Source organism: Novosphingobium kunmingense (assembly GCF_002813245.1).
Taxonomy (GTDB): domain Bacteria; phylum Pseudomonadota; class Alphaproteobacteria; order Sphingomonadales; family Sphingomonadaceae; genus Novosphingobium; species Novosphingobium kunmingense.
Genome location: NZ_PHUF01000003.1, coordinates 156623 through 175030, shown reverse-complemented (window position 1 = coordinate 175030; position 18408 = coordinate 156623). Strand labels below are relative to the sequence as shown.

The following is an 18408-nucleotide window of genomic DNA, read 5'->3' as shown; positions in this document are numbered from 1 at the left end:
GCGCACGCCGGTTAGACAGGCGCATGACCAGCCTTGCCCAGCGCCTGGCGCGCCCCGCCAGCACCACCGTGTTCGAAAGGATGTCGGCGCTGGCGCGCGAGACCGGCGCGATCAATCTGGGCCAGGGCTTCCCCGACCTGCCCGAACCGCCCGAGCTGATCGCTGCGGCCCAGGCCGCGCTGGCAGAGAGGTCCAACCAGTACCCCCCGATGCGCGGCCTGGCCGAGCTGCGCCGCGCGATCGCCGCCTATTACGCCGCCGAACAGGGGCTGGCCGTAGCCGAGGAGGAGATCGTCGTCACCTCGGGCGCGACCGAGGCGCTGGCTTCGGCCCTGCTCGCCCTGGTCCGGCCGGGCGATGAGGTAATTCTGATCCAGCCGTGCTACGACGCCTACCAGCCGCTGATCGAGCGCGCCGGCGGCACGCCCCGCTTCGTCAACCTGACCCCGCCGCATTGGACCCTCGACCAGTCGGCACTCGCTGCGGCGATCACGCCGGCGACGCGCGGGGTCGTGCTCAACTCGCCCAACAACCCTGTCGGCGCGTTGCTCGATGCCGCCACGCTCGAGGCGATCGGCGCGCTGTGCGAGCGCCGCGACCTGTGGGTGGTGAGCGACGAGGTGTGGGAAGGCACGATCCTCGACGGGTCGGCGCATCGCTCCGCCCTCGCCGTTCCGGCCCTTCGCGACCGCACGGTCAAGGTGGGATCGGCCGGCAAGATCTTCTCGCTGACCGGGTGGAAGATCGGCTGGGCGATCGCCGCGCCGCCGCTGGCCGGCGCGGTTGCCGCCCGCCACCAGTTCCTGACCTTCACCACCGCCACCCCGCTGCAATGGGCCGTCGCCGAGGGGCTGGCCCTGCCATCCGCCTGGCACCGCGAGCACCGCGCCCGCTATGCCCACGCCAAGGCGCGGCTGGTTCGCGGGCTGACCGAGGCGGGCTTTGCCGTCCTGCCTGCCAGCGCCACCTGGTTCGTCACGATCGACCTTGCCGCATCGGGCCTTGCCGCGGATGACGAAGCCGTTGCCCGGACCCTGATCGAAACGGCCGGGGTCGCCTCGATCCCGGTTTCGGCCTTCTACGCCGAGGCAGCGGAGCGCGGCTACGTGCGCCTGTGCTTTGCCAAGGACGATGGCACGCTGGACGAGGCGGTACGGCGGCTCGCCGCATTCCGCAGGGGCGCCTAGGCCCGGCCGACTCTTCGCGCTTGCCAGACCTTCGCCCGCGCTTTAATCGAACGATTAAACAACGGACGGGACGAGGCGGGACAGCGATGGCCTATCAGACGATCAGCATCGAGAAGCGGGGCGAAGTCGATTGGCTGACGCTCGACCGGCCCGAGGCGCTCAACACCATCAACACGACGATGGTCGCCGAACTCAACGACTACTTCGGCAAGCTTTATCACGACCAGTCGGTGCGCCTGGTGGTGATGCGCGGCGCGGGCAAGGCCTATTGCGCCGGGCTCGACATCAAGGAACGCGCCGACGATCGCGGCGATGTGCCGTTCGGCGGCGGCTTCGGCTTCCAGGGCTGGCTGGCCGACGTCTACATCAAGATGCGGCGCTGCCCGCAGGTTATCGTCTCGCTTATCCACGGACCGGCCTGCGGTGGCGGCTTTGCCTTCGCGCTCGCCAGCGACATCCGCCTCGCCGGCGAAAGCGCGCGGATGAACGCCGCCTTCATCCGCATCGGCCTGTCCTCGTGCGACATGGGGGTCAGCTACTTCCTGCCGCGCCTGGTCGGCGCCGGGATCGCCGCCGAACTGATGCTGACCGGGCGCTTCATCCACGCGCAGCGCGCACTGGCGGTCGGCCTCGTCTCCGAAGTGGTCCCCGACGACCAGCTCGAAGCGGCCGCCCAGCCGTGGATCGACGACCTGCTCCATGCCTCGCCCATGGGCCTTCGCATGACCAAGGAAGGCCTGGCCATGGCGATCGACGCATCCAGCCTCGAGGCGGCCATGGCGATCGAAAACCGCAACCAGGTGATGACCTCGCGCAGCGGCAACTTCGCCGAAGGCATGCGCGCGTTCATGGAAAAGCGCCGTCCCAACTACGTCCCCGAATAAGCTCAGGACCCGCCGCATGACCCCGCACCCGCGCTACCCCCACGTGTTTTCGCCGCTCAAGATCGGCAACCAGACGGTCAAGAACCGGATCCTGATGGGATCGATGCACACCGGCCTAGAAGACCAGCCCGATGCGGCCGAGCGGCTGTCGGCCTATTTCGTCGAGCGCGCCCTGGGCGGCGTGGGCATGATCATCACCGGCGGGATCGGCCCGCACCCGACCGCCGGGCACGGTGCCAAGCTGATCACCCAAGAGGACGCGGCCATGCACGCCCGGGTGACCGATGCGGTCCATACCGCCGCGCCCGACGTCAAGATCGTCATGCAGATCCTGCACACCGGGCCGCTGGCCGGCACGCCCGATTGCGTTGCGCCGTCTCCGGTCAAGTCGCGGATCGGGCGCTTTGCGCCGAACGAACTGACCGAAGAGGGCATCGCCGAACAAATCGCCGCCTTCGCCAACTGCGCGCGGCTGGCCAAGGAAGCCGGCTACGACGGGATCGAGATCATCGGCTCTGCCGGATACCTCATCTCCACCTTCCTCGTTGAAAAGACCAACCAGCGCACCGACCGCTGGGGCGGATCGTGGGACAACCGCATGCGCTTTCCTATCGAGGTGGTGCGCGCGGTGCGCGCGGCGGTCGGCCCCGATTTCATCTTCGTGTTCCGCATCTCGGCGATGGACATGCTCCAGGGCGGGCTGGCCTGGGACGAAGTGGTGAGCCTCGCCAAGGCGCTCGAGGCCGAGGGCGTCGACGTCATTTCCACGCACTTCTGCTGGCACGAAAGCTTTGTCCCGACCATCGCCACCATGGTTCCGCGCGCGGCCTTCACCCAGGTGACCGGCCGGCTGCGCAAGGAACTGTCGATCCCGGTCATCACGTCGAACCGGATCAACATGCCCGACGTCGCCGAAGAAGTTCTCGCGCGCGGCGATGCCGATCTCGTCTCGATGGCGCGGCCGATGCTGGCCGACGCGGACCTGGTCAACAAGGCGCGTGACGGCCGCGAGGACGAGATCAACACCTGCATCGCCTGCAACCAGGCCTGCCTCGACCACACCTTCACCGGCAAGCTGACCTCGTGCCTGGTCAACGCCCGCGCCTGCCGCGAGACCGAGATCACCGTGCGTCCGGCAAGCGCCGCCAGGCGGATTGCCGTGGTCGGAGCCGGACCGGCCGGCCTCGCCTATGCGACAATCGCGGCCGAGCGCGGCCATGCTGTCACCCTGTTCGATGCGGCCGGCCAGATCGGCGGCCAGTTCAATCTGGCCAAGCAGATCCCCGGAAAGGAAGAATTCCACGAGACGCTTCGCTATTTCGCGCGCCGGATCGAGGTGCTCGGCATCGACCTCAGATTGAACACGCGGGTCGATGCTGCCGGCCTCAAGGCCGCTGGCTTCGACGAGGTGATCGTCGCGACCGGAATCACCCCTCGAGTGCCCGCCATGCCGGGCATCGATCACAGGAAGGCGGTCAGCTATGTCGACGTGATCAACGGCAAGGCCGCGGTCGGACAGAAGGTCGCGATCATGGGCGCGGGCGGGATCGGCTTCGACGTGGCCGAACTGATCACCCACCAGGGCACCAGCGCCGCGCTCGACGTCGACGTCTTCGCGCGGGAATGGGGGGTCGATTTCAAGAATCACCCGCGCGGCGGAGTGACCGGCATCGAACCCCACGTCGCCAGCAACGGCCGCGAGGTGACGCTGCTCCAGCGCAAGGCCACCCCGGTCGGTGCGGGGCTGGGCAAGACCACCGGCTGGACGCACCGGCTGACCCTGCAGCGCCGCGGCGTGAAGATGGTCTCGGGCGTGGACTATATCCGGATCGACGACGACGGCCTGCACCTCAACGTGAACGGCGAACCGACGTTGATGGACGTCGATACGGTGATCGTCTGCGCCGGCCAGGAGCCTGCGCGCGGTCTCTACGACGATCTTGTCGAGCTGGGCGTTCCCGCCCAGCTTATCGGCGGCGCCTTCGAAGCCGCCGAACTCGACGCCAAGCGCGCGATCAAGCAGGCCACCGAACTGGCCGTTGCTGCGTAAGGTGACGGGGAAATGGAGCGGGTGAAGGGAATCGAACCCTCGTCGTAAGCTTGGGAAGCTTCTGCTCTACCATTGAGCTACACCCGCGTGCGGGCAGGCCCTTGCCACAGGCGGATCGGCAGGGTCAACAGATTCGGGAGACGGGACATGGCAGACGATCTGGTGCTGATGGAAACCCGCGGCGCCATCGCGGTGCTGACGCTGAACCGGCCGGACAAGCGCAACGCGCTCAACATCGCGCTGTGGCAGCGGCTAGAGACGCACCTTGCAACGATCGAAGCTGCGGGTGATGCCCTGGCCGTGGTTGTGCTGCGCGGCGCGGGACAGGTGTTCTGCGCGGGCAACGATCTGAAGGACCGTGGCACCAAGGCACCGCGGACCAACTACCAGGCGAGCATCATCACCCGGCTGGCGAACCTCGCGCAGCCGGTGATCGTGGCGGTGCAGGGCGGCTGCTATACCGGCGGGCTGGAACTGGCGCTGGCGGGCGACATCATCGTCGCGACTGAAGGCGCGCGCTTTGCCGACACCCACGGCGCCTTCGCGCTGGCTCCGGTCTGGGGGATGAGCCAGCGGCTGCCGCGCCGCGTCGGCCAGTGGAAGGCCCGCGAAATGAGCCTGACCGGCATTCCGGTGAGCGGAGCGGAGGCGGCGCGGATCGGCCTTGCCAACCATTGCGTGCCCGATGGCGAGCTGGACGCGAAAGCCTTCGCATTGGCCGAAGCGATTGCCGGGCAGAGCCTCCATTCGGTCTTCGCGCTGAAGCGCCTCTACCGCGAACAGGCCGACCTGCCGCTCGATGCCGGGTTGGCCCACGAGGTTTTCGCAAGCGCCGGCGTCGGACCCGATTTTGCCGACCGGGTGGCCAGCCGCTTCGGCTAGCCTTGCTGGCTGCGGCCGCGCTCCATCACCGCGCGGCGGCGTTCCTCGACCGATGCGCCCTCGACCCTGGCGTTGCGCGCCGACGAGACCGCGTGTTCGCGGGCCATCGCCTCGCCGAAAGGCAGGGCGAAACCTTCGTCGATCAGCGCCTTGTAGGCCTGGACCATGCCGGGATCGGCGCTGGCCATGTCACGGGCGAGAGCCTTGGCAGCCGTGACCAACTGGTCGGCGGAAACCACGCGGTTGACCAGCCCCCACCGGCAGGCCGTCTCGGCATCGAGGAAATTGCCGGTCAGCGACAGCTCCTTGGCGCGCGATATGCCGATCAACCGGGAAAGCTTCTGCGACAGGCCCCAGCCGGGCATGACCCCGACGCGGGCATGGGTGTCGGCAAAGCGCGCGTTTTCCGACGCGATCAGCACGTCGCAGGCCAGCGCCACTTCGAAGCCGCCGGTAATCGCCACCCCGTTGATCGCGCCGATCACCGGCTTGCGGCATTGTTCGATCGCCTTGACAGGATTGGCCGCGGCCTCTTCCGCGTTGGCGGCGCCCAGGCCCTTGATGCCCAGTTCCTTGAGGTCAAGCCCGGCGGTGAAGGCACGCGTCCCTGCCCCGGTCAGCACCACCGCGCGGATCGCATCGTCGCCATCGACCTCGATCATCGCCCGGGCGAGCTCGGCGCGAAGGTCCGAAGACAGCGCGTTCATCGCCTCGGGACGGTTGAGGGTGACGACGGCAACGGCGCCGTCGCGTTCGATGGTCACAAGCATCAGGAAGCCTTTTCAAAGAGGGGAACGTTTTCGGTGACGGTGGCCCACTGGCGGCCGTCGTGGCCGAACAGGATGTGCGTGCCGGCAGCACGCAGGCGGGCGAGGCGTTCGAAAGTGATCAGGCCCTGCTCCACGTCCTGCGTGGCGCGAGGGAGAACCATCAGGTCGAGGTTGCGTTCGGTATAGCAGCAGTCGGCCGCCAGCAGGACTTCTCCCGCCGGCAGCCTGACGATAACGCTCTGGTGTCCGTGGGTGTGGCCGTGGGTGGGCACGATACGCACCGTGCCGTCGCCGAACAGATCGTGTTCGCCATCGATAAGGCGAAGCGGCTGGCCGGTATCGTAATCGAGCGCTTCGTAAAGACCAGGCTCGGCCATGGTCTGCGCTGCATCCCATTCGCGCCGCTGGATCAGGACCGTGGCGTTGGGCAGGTGGGCGTTGCCGCCACAGTGGTCGATATGCAGGTGCGAGTTGACGATCCAGTTGATACTGGCTGGATCGATGTCGATCGCCTTGAGGCGGGCCGCGATATCCATCCCTTCGAACCACTCGAGCCCGAACTTGCCCGGCGGCAGGGCATCGGCCAGTTCGCGCCGGTAGCGCACTCCCATGCCGGTGTCGAAGACCATCCGCCCTTTCGGATGGTCGACGAGATAGGCGGGCACCGGCCCGCGCAGGTAATCGCCGGTGTCGCTTTCGACGAAATAACCGGGCCGACACTGGAACCAGCCGCAGTTGAAGGCGAACAGGCGCGGGGCGGCGGTCATGGCCTAGCGCTTGCGGACGACAGAGCTTTGCCCGTCATCGATGCGGATCGTGGCGCCGGTGACGCATTCGCTCGACGGGGCGACCAGATACAGCAGGGTCGAATCCATCTGTTCGGGAACCGGCACGCGCTTGCGCGGCAGGTGATCGGCGGGATTGCCGCCCATCCGTTCGAACATGCCGTCGGTCATTTCGGAGACGAACATGCCCGGCGCGATGGCGTTGACGTTGATATCGTAGGGCGCCCACTCCACCGCCAGCGCCTCGGTCATGCGGGCGATCGCGGTCTTGGTCACGGCATAGAGCGCGGCGCCGTTTCCATCATAGCGCAGGTGCGCGACCGAGCTGATGTTGACGATACGCCCGCCCTTGCCCGCCGCGATCAGTCGCCGCGCGACTTCGCAGGCGAGAATCCACGGGCCGCGCAGGTTCACGCCGAGCACCTGGTCGACCAGTTCGACGCTCATCTTGTGGGCCCGCTGGGCATCGGGCATCCCGGCGTTGTTGACGAGGATATCGATGGTGCCAAAGGCGGCCTCGCCGGCAGAGACGGCGGCGACCAGGCTGTCGGCATCGGTCGCGTCCATCTGGACCGCCAGCGCCCTGCCGCCTGCGGCCTTGATCTTGTCGGCCAGGGCATCGAGCCGGTCCTTGCGCCGCGCCGCGAGCACCACGGCCGCACCTTGGCTGGCGAGCACTTCGGCAAAGCGGGCACCCAGCCCGGACGATGCCCCGGTGACGAGCGCAACGCGTCCCGACAGGTCGGTCGATGCATTCGGCAGGGCATATTCGCTATTCATGCTGGCTTTCCTCTTCCCGCTGTGCTTGGCGCGTAAATTCAATCGCGCGATTAAACCGCACGATGCATGGCAACGGTGGCCTTGGCAAGGAGAGGATTGGACGATGACAACCGAACGCGCGCGGGCAATCGCGGACAGGGTCGAACGCTTCGTGCGGGACGTGGTCGTGCCCTATGAACAGGACCCGCGCCGCGATCACCACGGCGCGCCGCTGGATGAAATGGTTTACGAGATGCGCGACAAGGCGCGGAGCGCGGGCGTGCTGACGCCGCACATCTTGGGCGACGGCGATCACCTGACGCAGCGCGAAACGGCAACAGTCCTGATCAAGAGCGGGCTGTCGCCGCTGGGCCCGCTGGCCTGCAACACCATGGCGCCCGACGAGGGCAACATGTACCTCCTCGGCAAGGTCGGCAGCCAGCACCTGAAGGACCGCTTCCTCGAACAGCTGGTTTCGGGCCGCGCCCGCTCCGCCTTCTTCATGACCGAACCGGCGGACGGGGATGGCGCCGGGTCCGATCCCTCGATGATGAAGACGACCTGCCGGCTGGACGGCAACCACTGGGTCATCGACGGGCGCAAGACCTTCATTACCGGGGCCGAGGGGGCCAGCGTCGGCATCGTCATGGCCAAGGCCGAGGATGTGGCGCAGGGCGGCGGGGCCTGCATGTTCCTGGTCGACCTGCCCGACCCGGCGATCCGCATCGACGACGTTCCCAACACGATCGACAGTTCCATGCCGGGCGGCCACGCCACCGTCACCATCGACAACCTGCGGGTGCCGGCCGATCAGATGCTGGGCGAGGCGGGCGAAGGGTTCAAATACGCGCAGATCCGCCTCAGCCCGGCGCGGCTGTCGCACTGCATGCGCTGGCTTGGCTGCTGCATCCGCGCCAACGAGATCGCGACCGACTATGCCAACCGCCGCCACGCCTTCGGCAAGGCGCTGGTCGATCACGAAGGCGTCGGCTTCATGCTTGCCGAGAACCTGATCGACATCAAGCAGGCCGAACTGATGATCGACTGGTGCGCCGGCGTGCTCGACACCGGATCGCTGGGCACGGCGGAAAGCTCGATGGCCAAGGTCGCGGTGTCCGAGGCGTTGATGCGCATCGCCGACCGCTGCGTCCAGGTGATGGGCGGCACCGGGGTGACCGACAAGACCATCGTCGAACAGGTGTTTCGCGAAGTGCGCGCCTTCCGCATCTATGACGGCCCGACCGAGGTCCACAAATGGAGCCTGGCCAAGAAGATCAAGCGCGACTGGAAGGCCGCGCAGGGCGCCTGACCGGGATCAGCCGCCTGCCGCTTCGACCACGTCGCGCAGGCGGTCCTTGCCGAAGTAGAGCTGGTCGCCCAGGAAGAAACTGGGAATGCCGAACACGCCGCGCGCCACCGCCGCCTCGGTGTTGGCGACCAGCCGCGCCTTGACCCCGGAATCCTGCGTCGCCGCGCCGAGCGCTTCGGCATCGAGCCCGGCGGCCGCGACGGTCTGCGCCCAGACCACGGGATCGTCGAGCTTGAGGCCCTTCTCCCACAGCCCCGCGAACATCGCTTCGACATAGGTGGCGGCGCAGCCCAGGCCTTCGGCGGCCACCGCGCCGCGCATCGCGAGCAGCGTGTTGACCGGGAAATTCGGGTTCATCTGGAAGGCGGTGATCCCGTGGCGAGCCATGAAGCGGCGGATCTCGAGGAAGTCGTAATCGCGTTTGGCGGCGATGTGACCATAGGCCTGCATTGGGCTCTGGTTGCCGGTCGCCTTGAAGATCCCGCCGAGAAGGACCGGGACAAAGCGGAAGCGAACCTTGCCTGCCGCCTCGATCGGCGGGATGGCGCGGTGGACGAAATAGGCGTTCGGGCTGCCGAAATCGTAGAGGAACTCGATTTCCGTCACCATCACCAGGTCTCCCCAAAGGGTCGGATTTCCTGCTCGAAGGTCCAGGCCGCGCGCGGCTGGTTGTAGAGCGCCCAGTAGGCGTCGGCCACGGCTTCGGGCGGCATGAGGAGGTCGGGCTGCGCGGCCAGGGCCTCGGCCCCGATCCGCTCGGTCACCCGCGCACGGACCCATTCGGTATCGACCCCCGCGTCGATCACCAGGTGGGCGACGTGGATGCCCTGCGGCCACAGCTCGCGCGCCGCGCTTTGTGCCATGGCGCGCAGGCCTGCCTTGGCTGCGGCGAAGGCGGCATAGCCCGGATTGCCGCGCAGGCCCGCAGTGGCGCCGGTAACGAAGATCTTGCCCGCGCCCCGCGGCAGCATCAGCCGCGCCGCCTCGCGCACGGAAACGAAGCCGGCGAAGCACGCCATTTCCCAGACCTTGCGGAACACCCGGTCGGTGGTCTCGATCAGCGGAAACTGCACGTTGGCACCCACGTTGAACACCACGCAGACCAGCGGGGCGATCGCCTCCGCTTCGGCAAGAAAGGCGGTAACGTCCTCGGGCTCGCGCGCGTCGAGGCTGCGGCCGGTGACGGTGCCGCCCAGCAGCGGGGCCAGCTTGTCGCCGTTGCGGCGCCCGGCGTGGACGGCGAAACCCTCGGCCGCGAACCGCCGCACGATGCCCGAGCCGATGTAATCGCCCGCGCCGATCACCGCGACCGAGTTCGCGGGTGCGCTCACTTGCGGTCGATCGGAATGACGGCCACCGTCAGCCGCGAAATGCAGACCAGCTTGTCGGCTTCGTCGGTGATGCGGATCGACCAGACCTGGGTGGTGCGGCCGACCGATTCCGGGCGCGCCGTGGCGTAGACCCAGCCCTGGTAGGCCGGGCGGATATGGTTGGCGTTGATTTCCATCCCCACCGCGACATGGGTCTCTCCGTCGATGCAGAAGCTGGCGGCAACCGATCCGATCGTTTCCGCCAGCGCCACCGATGCGCCGCCGTGCAGCCGCTGGAACGGCTGCCGGGTGCGGTGATCGACCGGCATCCGGGCGCGTATCCAGTCATCGCCGCAGTCGACGAATTCGATGCCGATGTGGCCCGGCATGGCGTTTTCGCCAAGCGCGGTCATCGGGGCGAGAGGCGGGCGCTTTCCGCCCCACCAGATAGATGCGTTGCTCATCGCTACCCATCTAGGGGGCGGATCACGCTGCTGTAAAGCGGTGTTTCAGGCCGCCTCGGTCTGGCGCTGGCGGGCGCGCTTGCCGTCGTAGAGGAACTCGTCCCCGTCGATGTCGATCGCCGGGAATTCGTTCTTCTCGGCCCAGTAATCCTGGTTGTGCCGCCATTCGGGCTTGTCGCCGCGCCGGGGCATCTTGTCGATGTCGCGCATCAGGTAATTGGGGTTGAAGTTCTCCGCTTCGATCCAGGGGAGATGCGGCATGTTGTGGTCCTCGTCGCGCAGGGTGACCTCGACCTTCTTGGCGTGGAGGTCGTCCATGTGCTTGAGCAGACGGGTGACGAAATCGCCCAGCATATCGACGCGCAGGGTCCAGCTTGCGCGGAAGTATCCGAACACATGGGCCAGGTTTGGCACGCCGGTGAACATCATCCCGCGGTAGGTCAGCGTATCGGCCCAGTCGATGCTCCGCCCATCGACGGTGAAGGGAATCTTGCCCATGACCGACAGGTGGAAGCCGGTGCAGGGCACGATGATGTCCGCCTCGATTTCCTGGCCCGAGGCGGTGCGCACGCCCTTTTCGGTGAAGGTCTTGATCGTGTCGGTGACGACGCTGGCCTTGCCCGCCGCGACCGCCTGGAACAGGTCGCCATCGGGAACATAGGCGAGGCGCTGCTGCCAGACGCGGTACTTCGGCGTGAAGTGCGGCTCGAACTGGAAATCGGGCCCGGCATAGGCCTTGATCGCCTCCTGAAGCTCGGCAACCACCGCTTCGGGTTCGTCCTGGCAGCGGCGGCACAGCGTGTCCTGGTCGAACATGATCTGCGCGCGCACGACCCGGTGGATCGTCGGTTCGTCGATGCCGCCGGCGCGCAGCTTGTCGGCCAATTCGTTCATGTTGGGCGCGGCGAAGAAATAGGTCGGGCTGCGCTGCAGCATGGTCACGTGCGCGGCCTTTTCGGCAAAGGCCGGGACGACCGTGGCGGCGGTCGCGCCCGATCCGATCACCAGCACGCGCTTGCCGGCATAGTCGATCTTGGGATCCCACAACTGGGCGTGGACCAGCGTCCCCTTGAACTTCTCCATCCCCGGCCATTCGGGAAGGTAGGGATGTTCGTGGTCGTAATAGCCCTGGCACATCCACAGGAAGTTGCAGGTGAACCGGTGCGCGGCCCCATCGCCGGTCTGCGCGGTCACGGTCCAGAGGTTGGTCTTGCTGTCCCAGTCGCAGGCGGTGATGCGGTGACCATAGCGGATGTGCTCGTCGATGCCGTACTCCTCGATCACCTCGCGCATGTAGGTGAGAATCGCTTCGGCCGAGGCGATCGGCGTGCCGACCCACGGCTTGAACCGGTAGCCGAAGGTGTAGAGGTCGCTGTCCGACCGCACGCCCGGATACTTGTGGGTTTCCCAGGTGCCGCCGAAGGTGTCCTTCATTTCAAGGATCGCATAGCTCTTGCCCGGGCACTGGTCCTGAAGGTGGTAGGCCGATCCGATCCCCGAAATGCCCGCCCCGACGATCAGCACGTCGAAATGGGTGGTCTGGCCCGGCTTTGCGGCGCTCGTGGCGACAGCGTTCATTGTCCGACTCTCCTCAAACCGATTTTTTTAACTGCGCGATTAAGACCCTTTTTGCGGCAAATGCCAAGACGGTAATTGATCCGTGTCAAATCGGCGGGTTTGCCCCGTATTTCGCGCGGATCAGCCGCCGGCCTGCCACTGGCGGATCGCCTCGATCGGCCATACCAGCATCACGATATTAAGCGTCAGGTTGTCGCGGATCACGGCCAGGGTCAGCAGTTCGAGCGCCAGAGCCAGCCCCACGCTGGCCCAGACCGGAAGCCGGCTGGCGAGCCAGAAGCCCAGCGCCATGAACCCGATGTCGGACAGCGAATTGACCACGCTGTCGCCTTCGTAGCCATAGCTCACCGTGACGGCGCGGTAGCGGTCGATGATCATCGGCGAGTTTTCGAGCAGTTCCCAGAACGCCTCGAACAGGACGGCGATGGGCAGGGCCCAGATCGCCGGCTTGCCGCCAAACAGCTGCCACCGACGCCACAGCAAGTGGGCAAAGAAATAGAACAGCAGCCCGTGGATCAGGTGGCTGGCGCTGTACCAGTCCGTGATGTGCTGGCTGTTCTCGGCCGACTGGACCGTGCCCCACCACAGCTTGACCGATCCGCAGGTGCAGATCGCCTCGCGCCCCATGGCCAGCAGGATCGCGCCCGCCGCCAGCGCGACGACGAGCGCGAGCAGTCCGCCGCGGCGGTCCGGCATCAGGCTGGTCATCGCGGCTCCTGCGGCGGGGCCGTCGACGATCCTTCGCCAAGCCCTGCCTGCATGTAGACGGTGTCGAGCCAGCGCCCGTGCTTGCGCCCGATCGCGTGCATCCGCCCGGCATGAACGAAGCCGCAGGCGGCGTGGAGCGCAACCGACCCAGGTTCGGCCCCGCCGATCACCGCAAACATCTGGCGAAACCCGAATGCGGTAGCCGCGTCCATCAGCGCGCGCAGCAGCGCCGTGCCGATCCCCTCGCCGCGGCGGTCGTGGCGGATGTAGATCGAGTTCTCGCAGGCATAGCGATAGGCCGCCCGGTCACGGAACTGGTTGACATAGGCATAGCCGACCAGCGCCCCTTCCCCATCGCGCGCGACCAGCCAGGGCCAACCGGCGCGCCGCGCGCTGGCAAGTCGCGCGGCCATCTCTGCAGTGGTCGGGGGAACCGTTTCGTAGCTGGCGGTGCCATGCAGCACGTGATGGCCATAAATCGCCGCCATTTCAGGGACATCGTCGTCGCTGGCCGGTTCGATCCGCATCGCGCTGCATTGTGCCGCAATCCGGGGTGGTGGCAAGCCTTCAGATCGGTCGTTGCATCCCCCTTCGGCAACACTACAACCGCCTGCGATGCCTGCGGCCCCTTCCCTGCCCGGTTCCCGCCATGTCGCCGTGATCGGCGCGGGGCTCGGCGGGCTGGCCACGGCGCTGCGCCTGCGCGCAGCCGGGATCGCAGTCACCGTGATCGAGGCTCGCCCCACCGTCGGAGGCCACTCCCATGCGCTGACCCGCGACGGCTTCACCTTCTGCGCAGGCCCCACCACGACCACCGACCGTCCGGGCCTGGAGGAACTGTGGGCGCTGACCGGGACGGCGGTCGAACGCGACGTGCCGCTATTCGCGGTCAATCCGCATTGCCGCTTTTCCTGGCCCGATGGGACCAGCTTCGACCTAGCCGCCGACGATGCCGCCGCCGCGCAGGACGTGGCGCGATTCGCCCCCGGCGACCTGGCCGGCTTCCAGGACTATTCCCGCATCGCCGCAGCACAGTTCACCGAGTTTCGCGGCCGGCCGGGTCCCACCCCCTTTGCCGACCTGCGCGAGATGGCGGGCCATGCCCCGCAGTTGGCGCGCGCCCAGGCCTGGCGTTCGCTGTGGAGCTTGATCGGAGCCCACGTGAAGGACGAACGCCTGCGCGAAGCGCTGGCCGTGCCGGCCCTGATGGACGGGGCCGATCCCTTCACCGCCAGCGCGCTTCTGGCGAGTGGCTTTGCGCGGGCGCGGCAGGGCGGCCTGTGGTGGCCGATGGGCGGTCCGGCCGCGCTCTGCACCGCCCTGGCAAAGCGCTTCGAGGCAATGGGCGGCACAGTGCGATTGCACGATCCGGTTTGCCGCGTCCACACCCTCGGCAATCGCGCCCACGAGATCGAGACGCAGAGCGGCTGGCGCCAGCGGTTCGACGCGGTGGTCAGCACGGCCGACCGCGACCACACCTGGCGCGACCTTCTGGCCGGTACCCTGCGCGCCGACACGATGAGCGCTCGGCTGCGGTCCCGGCCGCACGCCTTCGGCCTGTTCACCGTTCACTTCGCGCTGGAAGGCACCTGGCCCGGCATTCCGCACCAGATGGCGCTGATGGGCCCGCGCTTTCGCGCCCTGATCGAGGATATCACGATCCACGGCGTGCTGCCGCAGGACCAGTTGATCTGGCTGAGCCACCCCAGCCTCGCCGACCCGACCCTGGCCCCGCCAGGCAAGAGCGTGTTCCACGCGCAGGTCCCGGTCGCCAACCTCGGCAAGCTGCCGATCGACTGGGAAACAGTGGGGCCGCTGCTCGAACAGCGCGTCCTCGACGAAGTCGGCCGCAGGCTTGTCCCCGACATCCGCGACCGGCTGATCACCAGCTTCCACACCACCCCGCGCGACGCGATGCTCGACTTCAACGCCGCGAAGGGCACCGCCTTCGGCCTTGCGCCGCTGCCGTTGTGGCACGCAGGGTCGACGCATCCTCGGCGTGACAAGTCGATCGGCAATCTGTACTTCGCCGGCGCCGCTGCCGCGCCGGGCGGCGGCATGCCCGCGGCGCTGGCCTCTTCGCGCGCCTGCGCCGCCCTTATCGTGGAGGCCCTTACGTGAAACGTCTTGCCGTCTATTGCGGCTCTGCCACCCCGGCCGACCCCCGCTTTGTCGAGCTCGCCCGCACCATCGGTGCCGATCTGGCCAAACGCGGGATCGGCGTGGTCTATGGCGGCGGCCGGCTCGGCCTGATGGGCGCGGTGGCGTCGGGCGCGCTCGATGCGGGCGGCGAGGTGATCGGCGTGATCCCCGAAGCCCTCGTCGCCGGCGAGGTCGCCAACCACGACTGCACCGAACTGCGCGTGGTCAAGGACATGCACGAGCGCAAGGCCGCCTTTACCGCGCTGTCCGACGGGTTTCTGACCATCCCGGGCGGGGTGGGGACGATGGACGAACTGTGGGAAGCGGTCAGCTGGGCGCAGCTGGGCTATCACGCCAAACCCGTCGGCCTGCTCAACGCTTTCGGCTTCTTCGATCACCTGATCGCGTTCAACGCGCACATGATCTCGGTCGGGTTCATCCGCCCGGCGCACCAGGGCATCATCATCCACGAAAGCGAGCTTGACCTGCTGCTGACGCGGATGGCCGCGCACGAGCCGCATCGGCCGATATTCGGCATGGCTCCCGACGATCTCTGACCCGAAGCGCGCACTAGTCGGCACTTTTGCAAAAATGTCACAACAGCACACAATTCGCGGTGCCTTTGCGCAACTTTGATTGTCATGCTGCAAGGATGGCCTAGCCTTTCCTTACGCAGTGGCCGGCGGGGGGAGAATTCGCCGCCACGGCGCGACGTATAAGCAAATACGGAGCACTTCCATGCGATCATCCGCCATCCGGCGCGGACGCAGTGCGGCACTTGCCGCTTCTGCGACCGCTACTGCCATGTCCTTCTTCCTCGCCGTGCCCGCTTTCGCGCAGGACGCGGAAGACCAGCCCGCCATCGTCGTCACCGGCACCCGTCAGGCCGACCGTTCGGCCGCCGACACGGTCGCCCCGGTCGACGTCGTCTCGGGTGCGGAACTGACCAACACCGCCGACAGCGACGTGGGCAACGCGCTGCGCATCTCGGTGCCGTCGTTCAACGTCAGCACGCAGCCGATCTCGGACGCGGCCACGCTGGTGCGCCCGGCCAACCTGCGCGGCCTGTCGCCCGACAACACCCTTGTCCTGGTCAACGGCAAGCGCATGCACCGCGCCTCGGTCATCGCGTTCCTCGGCGGCGGCATCTCGGACGGCTCGCAAGGTCCCGACATCTCGGTGATCCCGTCGATCGCGCTCAAGCAGCTCGAAGTGCTGCGCGACGGCGCCTCGTCGCAATACGGGTCCGACGCCATCGCCGGCGTGCTCAACTTCATTCTCAAGGACAGCCCCGAGGGCGGCGAACTGTCGGCCAAGTGGGGGCAAACCTATGAAGGCGACGGCGACAACTGGCAGATCGCCGGCAACATCGGCCTGCCGCTGGGCGATCGCGGCTTCATCAACCTGAGCGCCGAATACGGCGAAAGCGACGCGACCGACCGTTCGGTCCAGCGCGACGATGCTGCCGCGCTGATCGCGGCCGGCAACACAGCGGTCGCCAACCCGGCGCAGATCTGGGGCCAGCCGAACGTCCGCGACGACCTCAAGCTCTACGTCAACACCGGCTTCGACCTGACCGACGAGATCAAGTGGTACGCCTTCGGCAACTATGCCAGCCGCAAGGTCGACGGCGGGTTCTTCTTCCGCAATCCGACCAATCGCGGCGGCGTCTTTGCCGGCCCGATGGTCGATCCGGTGACCGGCATGGCCTCGAGCGCCGCCAACGCGGTGCCTTCGGTGCTGGTCGGCGACATGTCGAACACCACCGCCGGCGATTGCCCGGCCGGAATCCCGCTGACCCAGGGCGGCGGCTTGATCCCCAATCCGACGATCCTCGCCCTGGTCAAGGCGAGCGCCAACTGCTTCTCCTTCGTCGAGATGTTCCCCGGCGGTTTCACCCCGCGCTTCGGCGGTACGGTGCGCGACTGGTCGGCAGCGACGGGCGTGAAGGGCAAGCTGTTCGGCGGGCTCGACTTCGACCTCAGCTATCGGCACGGCGACAACAAGTCGACCTTCTCGATCCGTAACACGATCAACGCCTCGCTCGGGCCGAACACCCCGACCACCTTCAGCCCGGGGTCCTACCAGCAGAGCGAAAACGTCGTCGACCTGAGCCTCGGCCACGAGTTCGCGCTGGGCACCGCCAGCGTCTATGTCGCCGCCGGCGGGCAGTACCGCGACGAAACCTTCAAGATCTTCGCGGGCGATCCGGAATCCTATGCGCTGGGCCCGCTAGCCCAGCCGACCGCGGCCTATCCGACCGGGCAGGGCTTCTCGACCAGTTCGAACGGCTTCCCCGGCTTCGCGCCCAACAGCGCGGGTTCGTGGACCGAGGACAACAAGGCCGCCTACCTCGACGTCGAAGCCGACCTGGTCGAAGCGCTGACCGTGCAGGGCGCGGTACGCTATGAAAGCACCAAGAGCTTCGGCGACACCACCACCTGGAAGCTCGGCGCGCTCTACAAGCTGACCGAAGCGCTGCGCGTGCGCGGCACCTACTCGACCGGGTTTCATGTGCCGACAGCCGGCCAGGCCAACGTGATCAACGTCACCACGCAGTTCTCCAACGGAGCGCTGCAGGACGAAGGCACCTTCCCTCTGAGCAGCGCGCCGGGCGTGATCGCTGCCGACTACATCGCCGATACCGTCGCCAACGGCGGCCTCGGCCTTCCCCGTCCGACGCTCGGGCCGGAAAAGTCGAAGAGCTTCACTGCGGGTCTTGCCGGCGATTTCGGCGACATCTCCTTCACGCTCGACTATTTCAACATCAAGCTTGAGAACCGCATCTCGCGGTCCTCGTCGATCGATTTCCCGCTCGCGCTGTGCTACCTTGCGGACCGCGAAGGCGTGGCCAACAACTGCACGGCAACGTTCACGCCGCGCACCGCCGAACTGCTTACCCAGCTCGACAACGCGAACGTGATCGACCGCGCCGACTTCACCGGCTTCGAAGACCTGGTCGCGTTTTCGTTCTTCAACAACGACTTCAGCACACGCACCCAGGGCATCGACTTCGTCACCAACGCGCGGCTACGGCTGACCGAGAGCGGCACGACCCGGGCCACCCTGGCGCTCAACTACACCAAGACCAAGGTGACCGACGCCGGGGCGACCATCGCCAGCACGCGCTTGCGCCAGCTGGAAGAAGGCTTGCCGCGGTGGAAGGGCTTCTTCAACCTGACCCATGACCAGGGCCGCTTCCGCAGCCTGCTGCGGGTCAACTATTTCGGCAAATACTTCGAGGCTCACCTTGAGGACGATACCCTGCCGATCGACGCGAAGGCCAAGATCACGGTCGACGCCGAACTGGGCTACGAGTTGTTCGATGGCCTCGAACTGGCCGTGGGCGCGCAAAACCTGTTCGACACCTATCCTACGGTCAACCCGTGGGGCGGAATCGTCGGGGCGCAGTACGGCGAACGTTCGCCGTTCGGCTTCAACGGCGGCTCCTACTACGCGCGGGCGCGTTTCAAGTTCTGACGCCGCGCCACGGCGCAACGAACTTTCGGGGCGGGGAGGCATGGCGCTTTCCCGCCCCTTTCCTTGCTTTCCCGGCACGCAGGGCCACAGTGCGCACCAT

Annotated in this window: 17 protein-coding genes and 1 tRNA gene; 8 read left to right on the top strand and 10 right to left on the bottom strand. The window is 67.2% G+C overall.

All coding sequences use genetic code 11. The features are described from left to right. Positions 1-23 precede the first annotated feature (23 nt). The 3 genes from B0I00_RS06970 (at position 24) to B0I00_RS06960 (ending at position 4121) form a co-directional block, all read left to right on the top strand. Complete coding sequence (locus B0I00_RS06970; RefSeq protein WP_100866676.1) at positions 24-1187, top strand: aminotransferase; 1164 nt, start codon at positions 24-26, stop codon at positions 1185-1187. An 86-nt stretch (positions 1188-1273) separates the two neighbouring features. Beyond that, on the top strand, positions 1274-2071 hold the full coding sequence (locus B0I00_RS06965; protein ID WP_100866675.1) for an enoyl-CoA hydratase/isomerase family protein: 798 nt from the start codon (positions 1274-1276) through the stop codon (positions 2069-2071). A gap of 16 nt (positions 2072-2087) precedes the next feature. Next, positions 2088-4121, top strand: a complete 2034-nt coding sequence (locus tag B0I00_RS06960; RefSeq protein WP_100866674.1) for an NADPH-dependent 2,4-dienoyl-CoA reductase — start codon at positions 2088-2090, stop codon at positions 4119-4121. Positions 4122-4134: 13 nt separating this feature from the next. On the opposite strand, the gene B0I00_RS06955 is transcribed toward B0I00_RS06960, so the two are convergent. Then, positions 4135-4208, bottom strand: a tRNA-Gly gene (locus B0I00_RS06955). A 60-nt stretch (positions 4209-4268) separates the two neighbouring features. Here B0I00_RS06955 and B0I00_RS06950 point away from each other — a divergent pair. Next, on the top strand, positions 4269-5003 hold the full coding sequence (locus tag B0I00_RS06950; protein WP_100866673.1) for an enoyl-CoA hydratase/isomerase family protein: 735 nt from the start codon (positions 4269-4271) through the stop codon (positions 5001-5003). Here B0I00_RS06950 and B0I00_RS06945 read toward each other — a convergent pair. From B0I00_RS06945 to B0I00_RS06935, 3 genes are read right to left on the bottom strand one after another with little or no spacing between them, the layout of a single operon-like run. Further along, positions 5000-5773 (bottom strand): enoyl-CoA hydratase, encoded by a 774-nt coding sequence (locus B0I00_RS06945; protein ID WP_100866672.1) that lies wholly within the window; start codon positions 5771-5773, stop codon positions 5000-5002. The genes B0I00_RS06950 and B0I00_RS06945 overlap by 4 nt on opposite strands. After that, the gene (locus B0I00_RS06940; protein WP_100866671.1) at positions 5773-6540 is read right to left on the bottom strand and encodes an N-acyl homoserine lactonase family protein; all 768 of its coding nucleotides are present in this window, start codon (positions 6538-6540) and stop codon (positions 5773-5775) included. The genes B0I00_RS06945 and B0I00_RS06940 overlap by 1 nt, the downstream gene beginning before the upstream one ends. A gap of 3 nt (positions 6541-6543) precedes the next feature. Further along, positions 6544-7338, bottom strand: a complete 795-nt coding sequence (locus tag B0I00_RS06935; RefSeq protein WP_100866670.1) for an SDR family NAD(P)-dependent oxidoreductase — start codon at positions 7336-7338, stop codon at positions 6544-6546. 103 nt (positions 7339-7441) lie between these two features. Between B0I00_RS06935 and B0I00_RS06930 the strand changes: the two genes are divergently transcribed. Next, complete coding sequence (locus B0I00_RS06930; RefSeq protein WP_100866669.1) at positions 7442-8626, top strand: acyl-CoA dehydrogenase family protein; 1185 nt, start codon at positions 7442-7444, stop codon at positions 8624-8626. Positions 8627-8632: 6 nt separating this feature from the next. Here B0I00_RS06930 and B0I00_RS06925 read toward each other — a convergent pair whose 3' ends face one another. The 6 genes from B0I00_RS06925 to B0I00_RS06900 form a co-directional block, all read right to left on the bottom strand. Continuing rightward, the gene (locus tag B0I00_RS06925; protein WP_100866668.1) at positions 8633-9235 is read right to left on the bottom strand and encodes a 2-hydroxychromene-2-carboxylate isomerase; all 603 of its coding nucleotides are present in this window, start codon (positions 9233-9235) and stop codon (positions 8633-8635) included. After that, positions 9235-9957, bottom strand: a complete 723-nt coding sequence (locus tag B0I00_RS06920) for an SDR family NAD(P)-dependent oxidoreductase (RefSeq protein ID WP_100866667.1) — start codon at positions 9955-9957, stop codon at positions 9235-9237. The genes B0I00_RS06925 and B0I00_RS06920 overlap by 1 nt, the downstream gene beginning before the upstream one ends. Beyond that, entirely contained in the window at positions 9954-10400 is a 447-nt protein-coding gene (locus tag B0I00_RS06915) for a hotdog fold thioesterase (RefSeq protein ID WP_100866666.1), read from the bottom strand. Before B0I00_RS06915 ends, B0I00_RS06920 begins: the two co-directional genes overlap by 4 nt. 45 nt (positions 10401-10445) lie before the next feature. Then, entirely contained in the window at positions 10446-11978 is a 1533-nt protein-coding gene (locus tag B0I00_RS06910; RefSeq protein WP_100866665.1) for a flavin-containing monooxygenase, read from the bottom strand. Between the two features lie 120 nt (positions 11979-12098). Then, complete coding sequence (locus B0I00_RS06905; RefSeq protein WP_232730155.1) at positions 12099-12686, bottom strand: DUF2585 family protein; 588 nt, start codon at positions 12684-12686, stop codon at positions 12099-12101. Then, positions 12683-13213 (bottom strand): GNAT family N-acetyltransferase, encoded by a 531-nt coding sequence (locus tag B0I00_RS06900; protein WP_100866664.1) that lies wholly within the window; start codon positions 13211-13213, stop codon positions 12683-12685. Before B0I00_RS06900 ends, B0I00_RS06905 begins: the two co-directional genes overlap by 4 nt. An 88-nt stretch (positions 13214-13301) precedes the next feature. On the opposite strand from B0I00_RS06900, the gene crtI reads away from it, so the two are divergent. The 3 genes from crtI to B0I00_RS06885 all read left to right on the top strand — a co-directional run bounded on the left by crtI (position 13302) and on the right by B0I00_RS06885 (position 18308). Next, positions 13302-14807, top strand: a complete 1506-nt coding sequence (gene crtI, locus B0I00_RS06895; protein WP_100866663.1) for a phytoene desaturase family protein — start codon at positions 13302-13304, stop codon at positions 14805-14807. Then, on the top strand, positions 14804-15385 hold the full coding sequence (locus tag B0I00_RS06890; RefSeq protein ID WP_100866662.1) for an LOG family protein: 582 nt from the start codon (positions 14804-14806) through the stop codon (positions 15383-15385). Before crtI ends, B0I00_RS06890 begins: the two co-directional genes overlap by 4 nt. Positions 15386-15566: 181 nt before the next feature. Next, positions 15567-18308: a TonB-dependent receptor plug domain-containing protein gene (locus B0I00_RS06885; protein WP_198519165.1), complete on the top strand. Its 2742-nt coding sequence runs from the start codon at positions 15567-15569 to the stop codon at positions 18306-18308. Positions 18309-18408 lie beyond the last annotated feature (100 nt).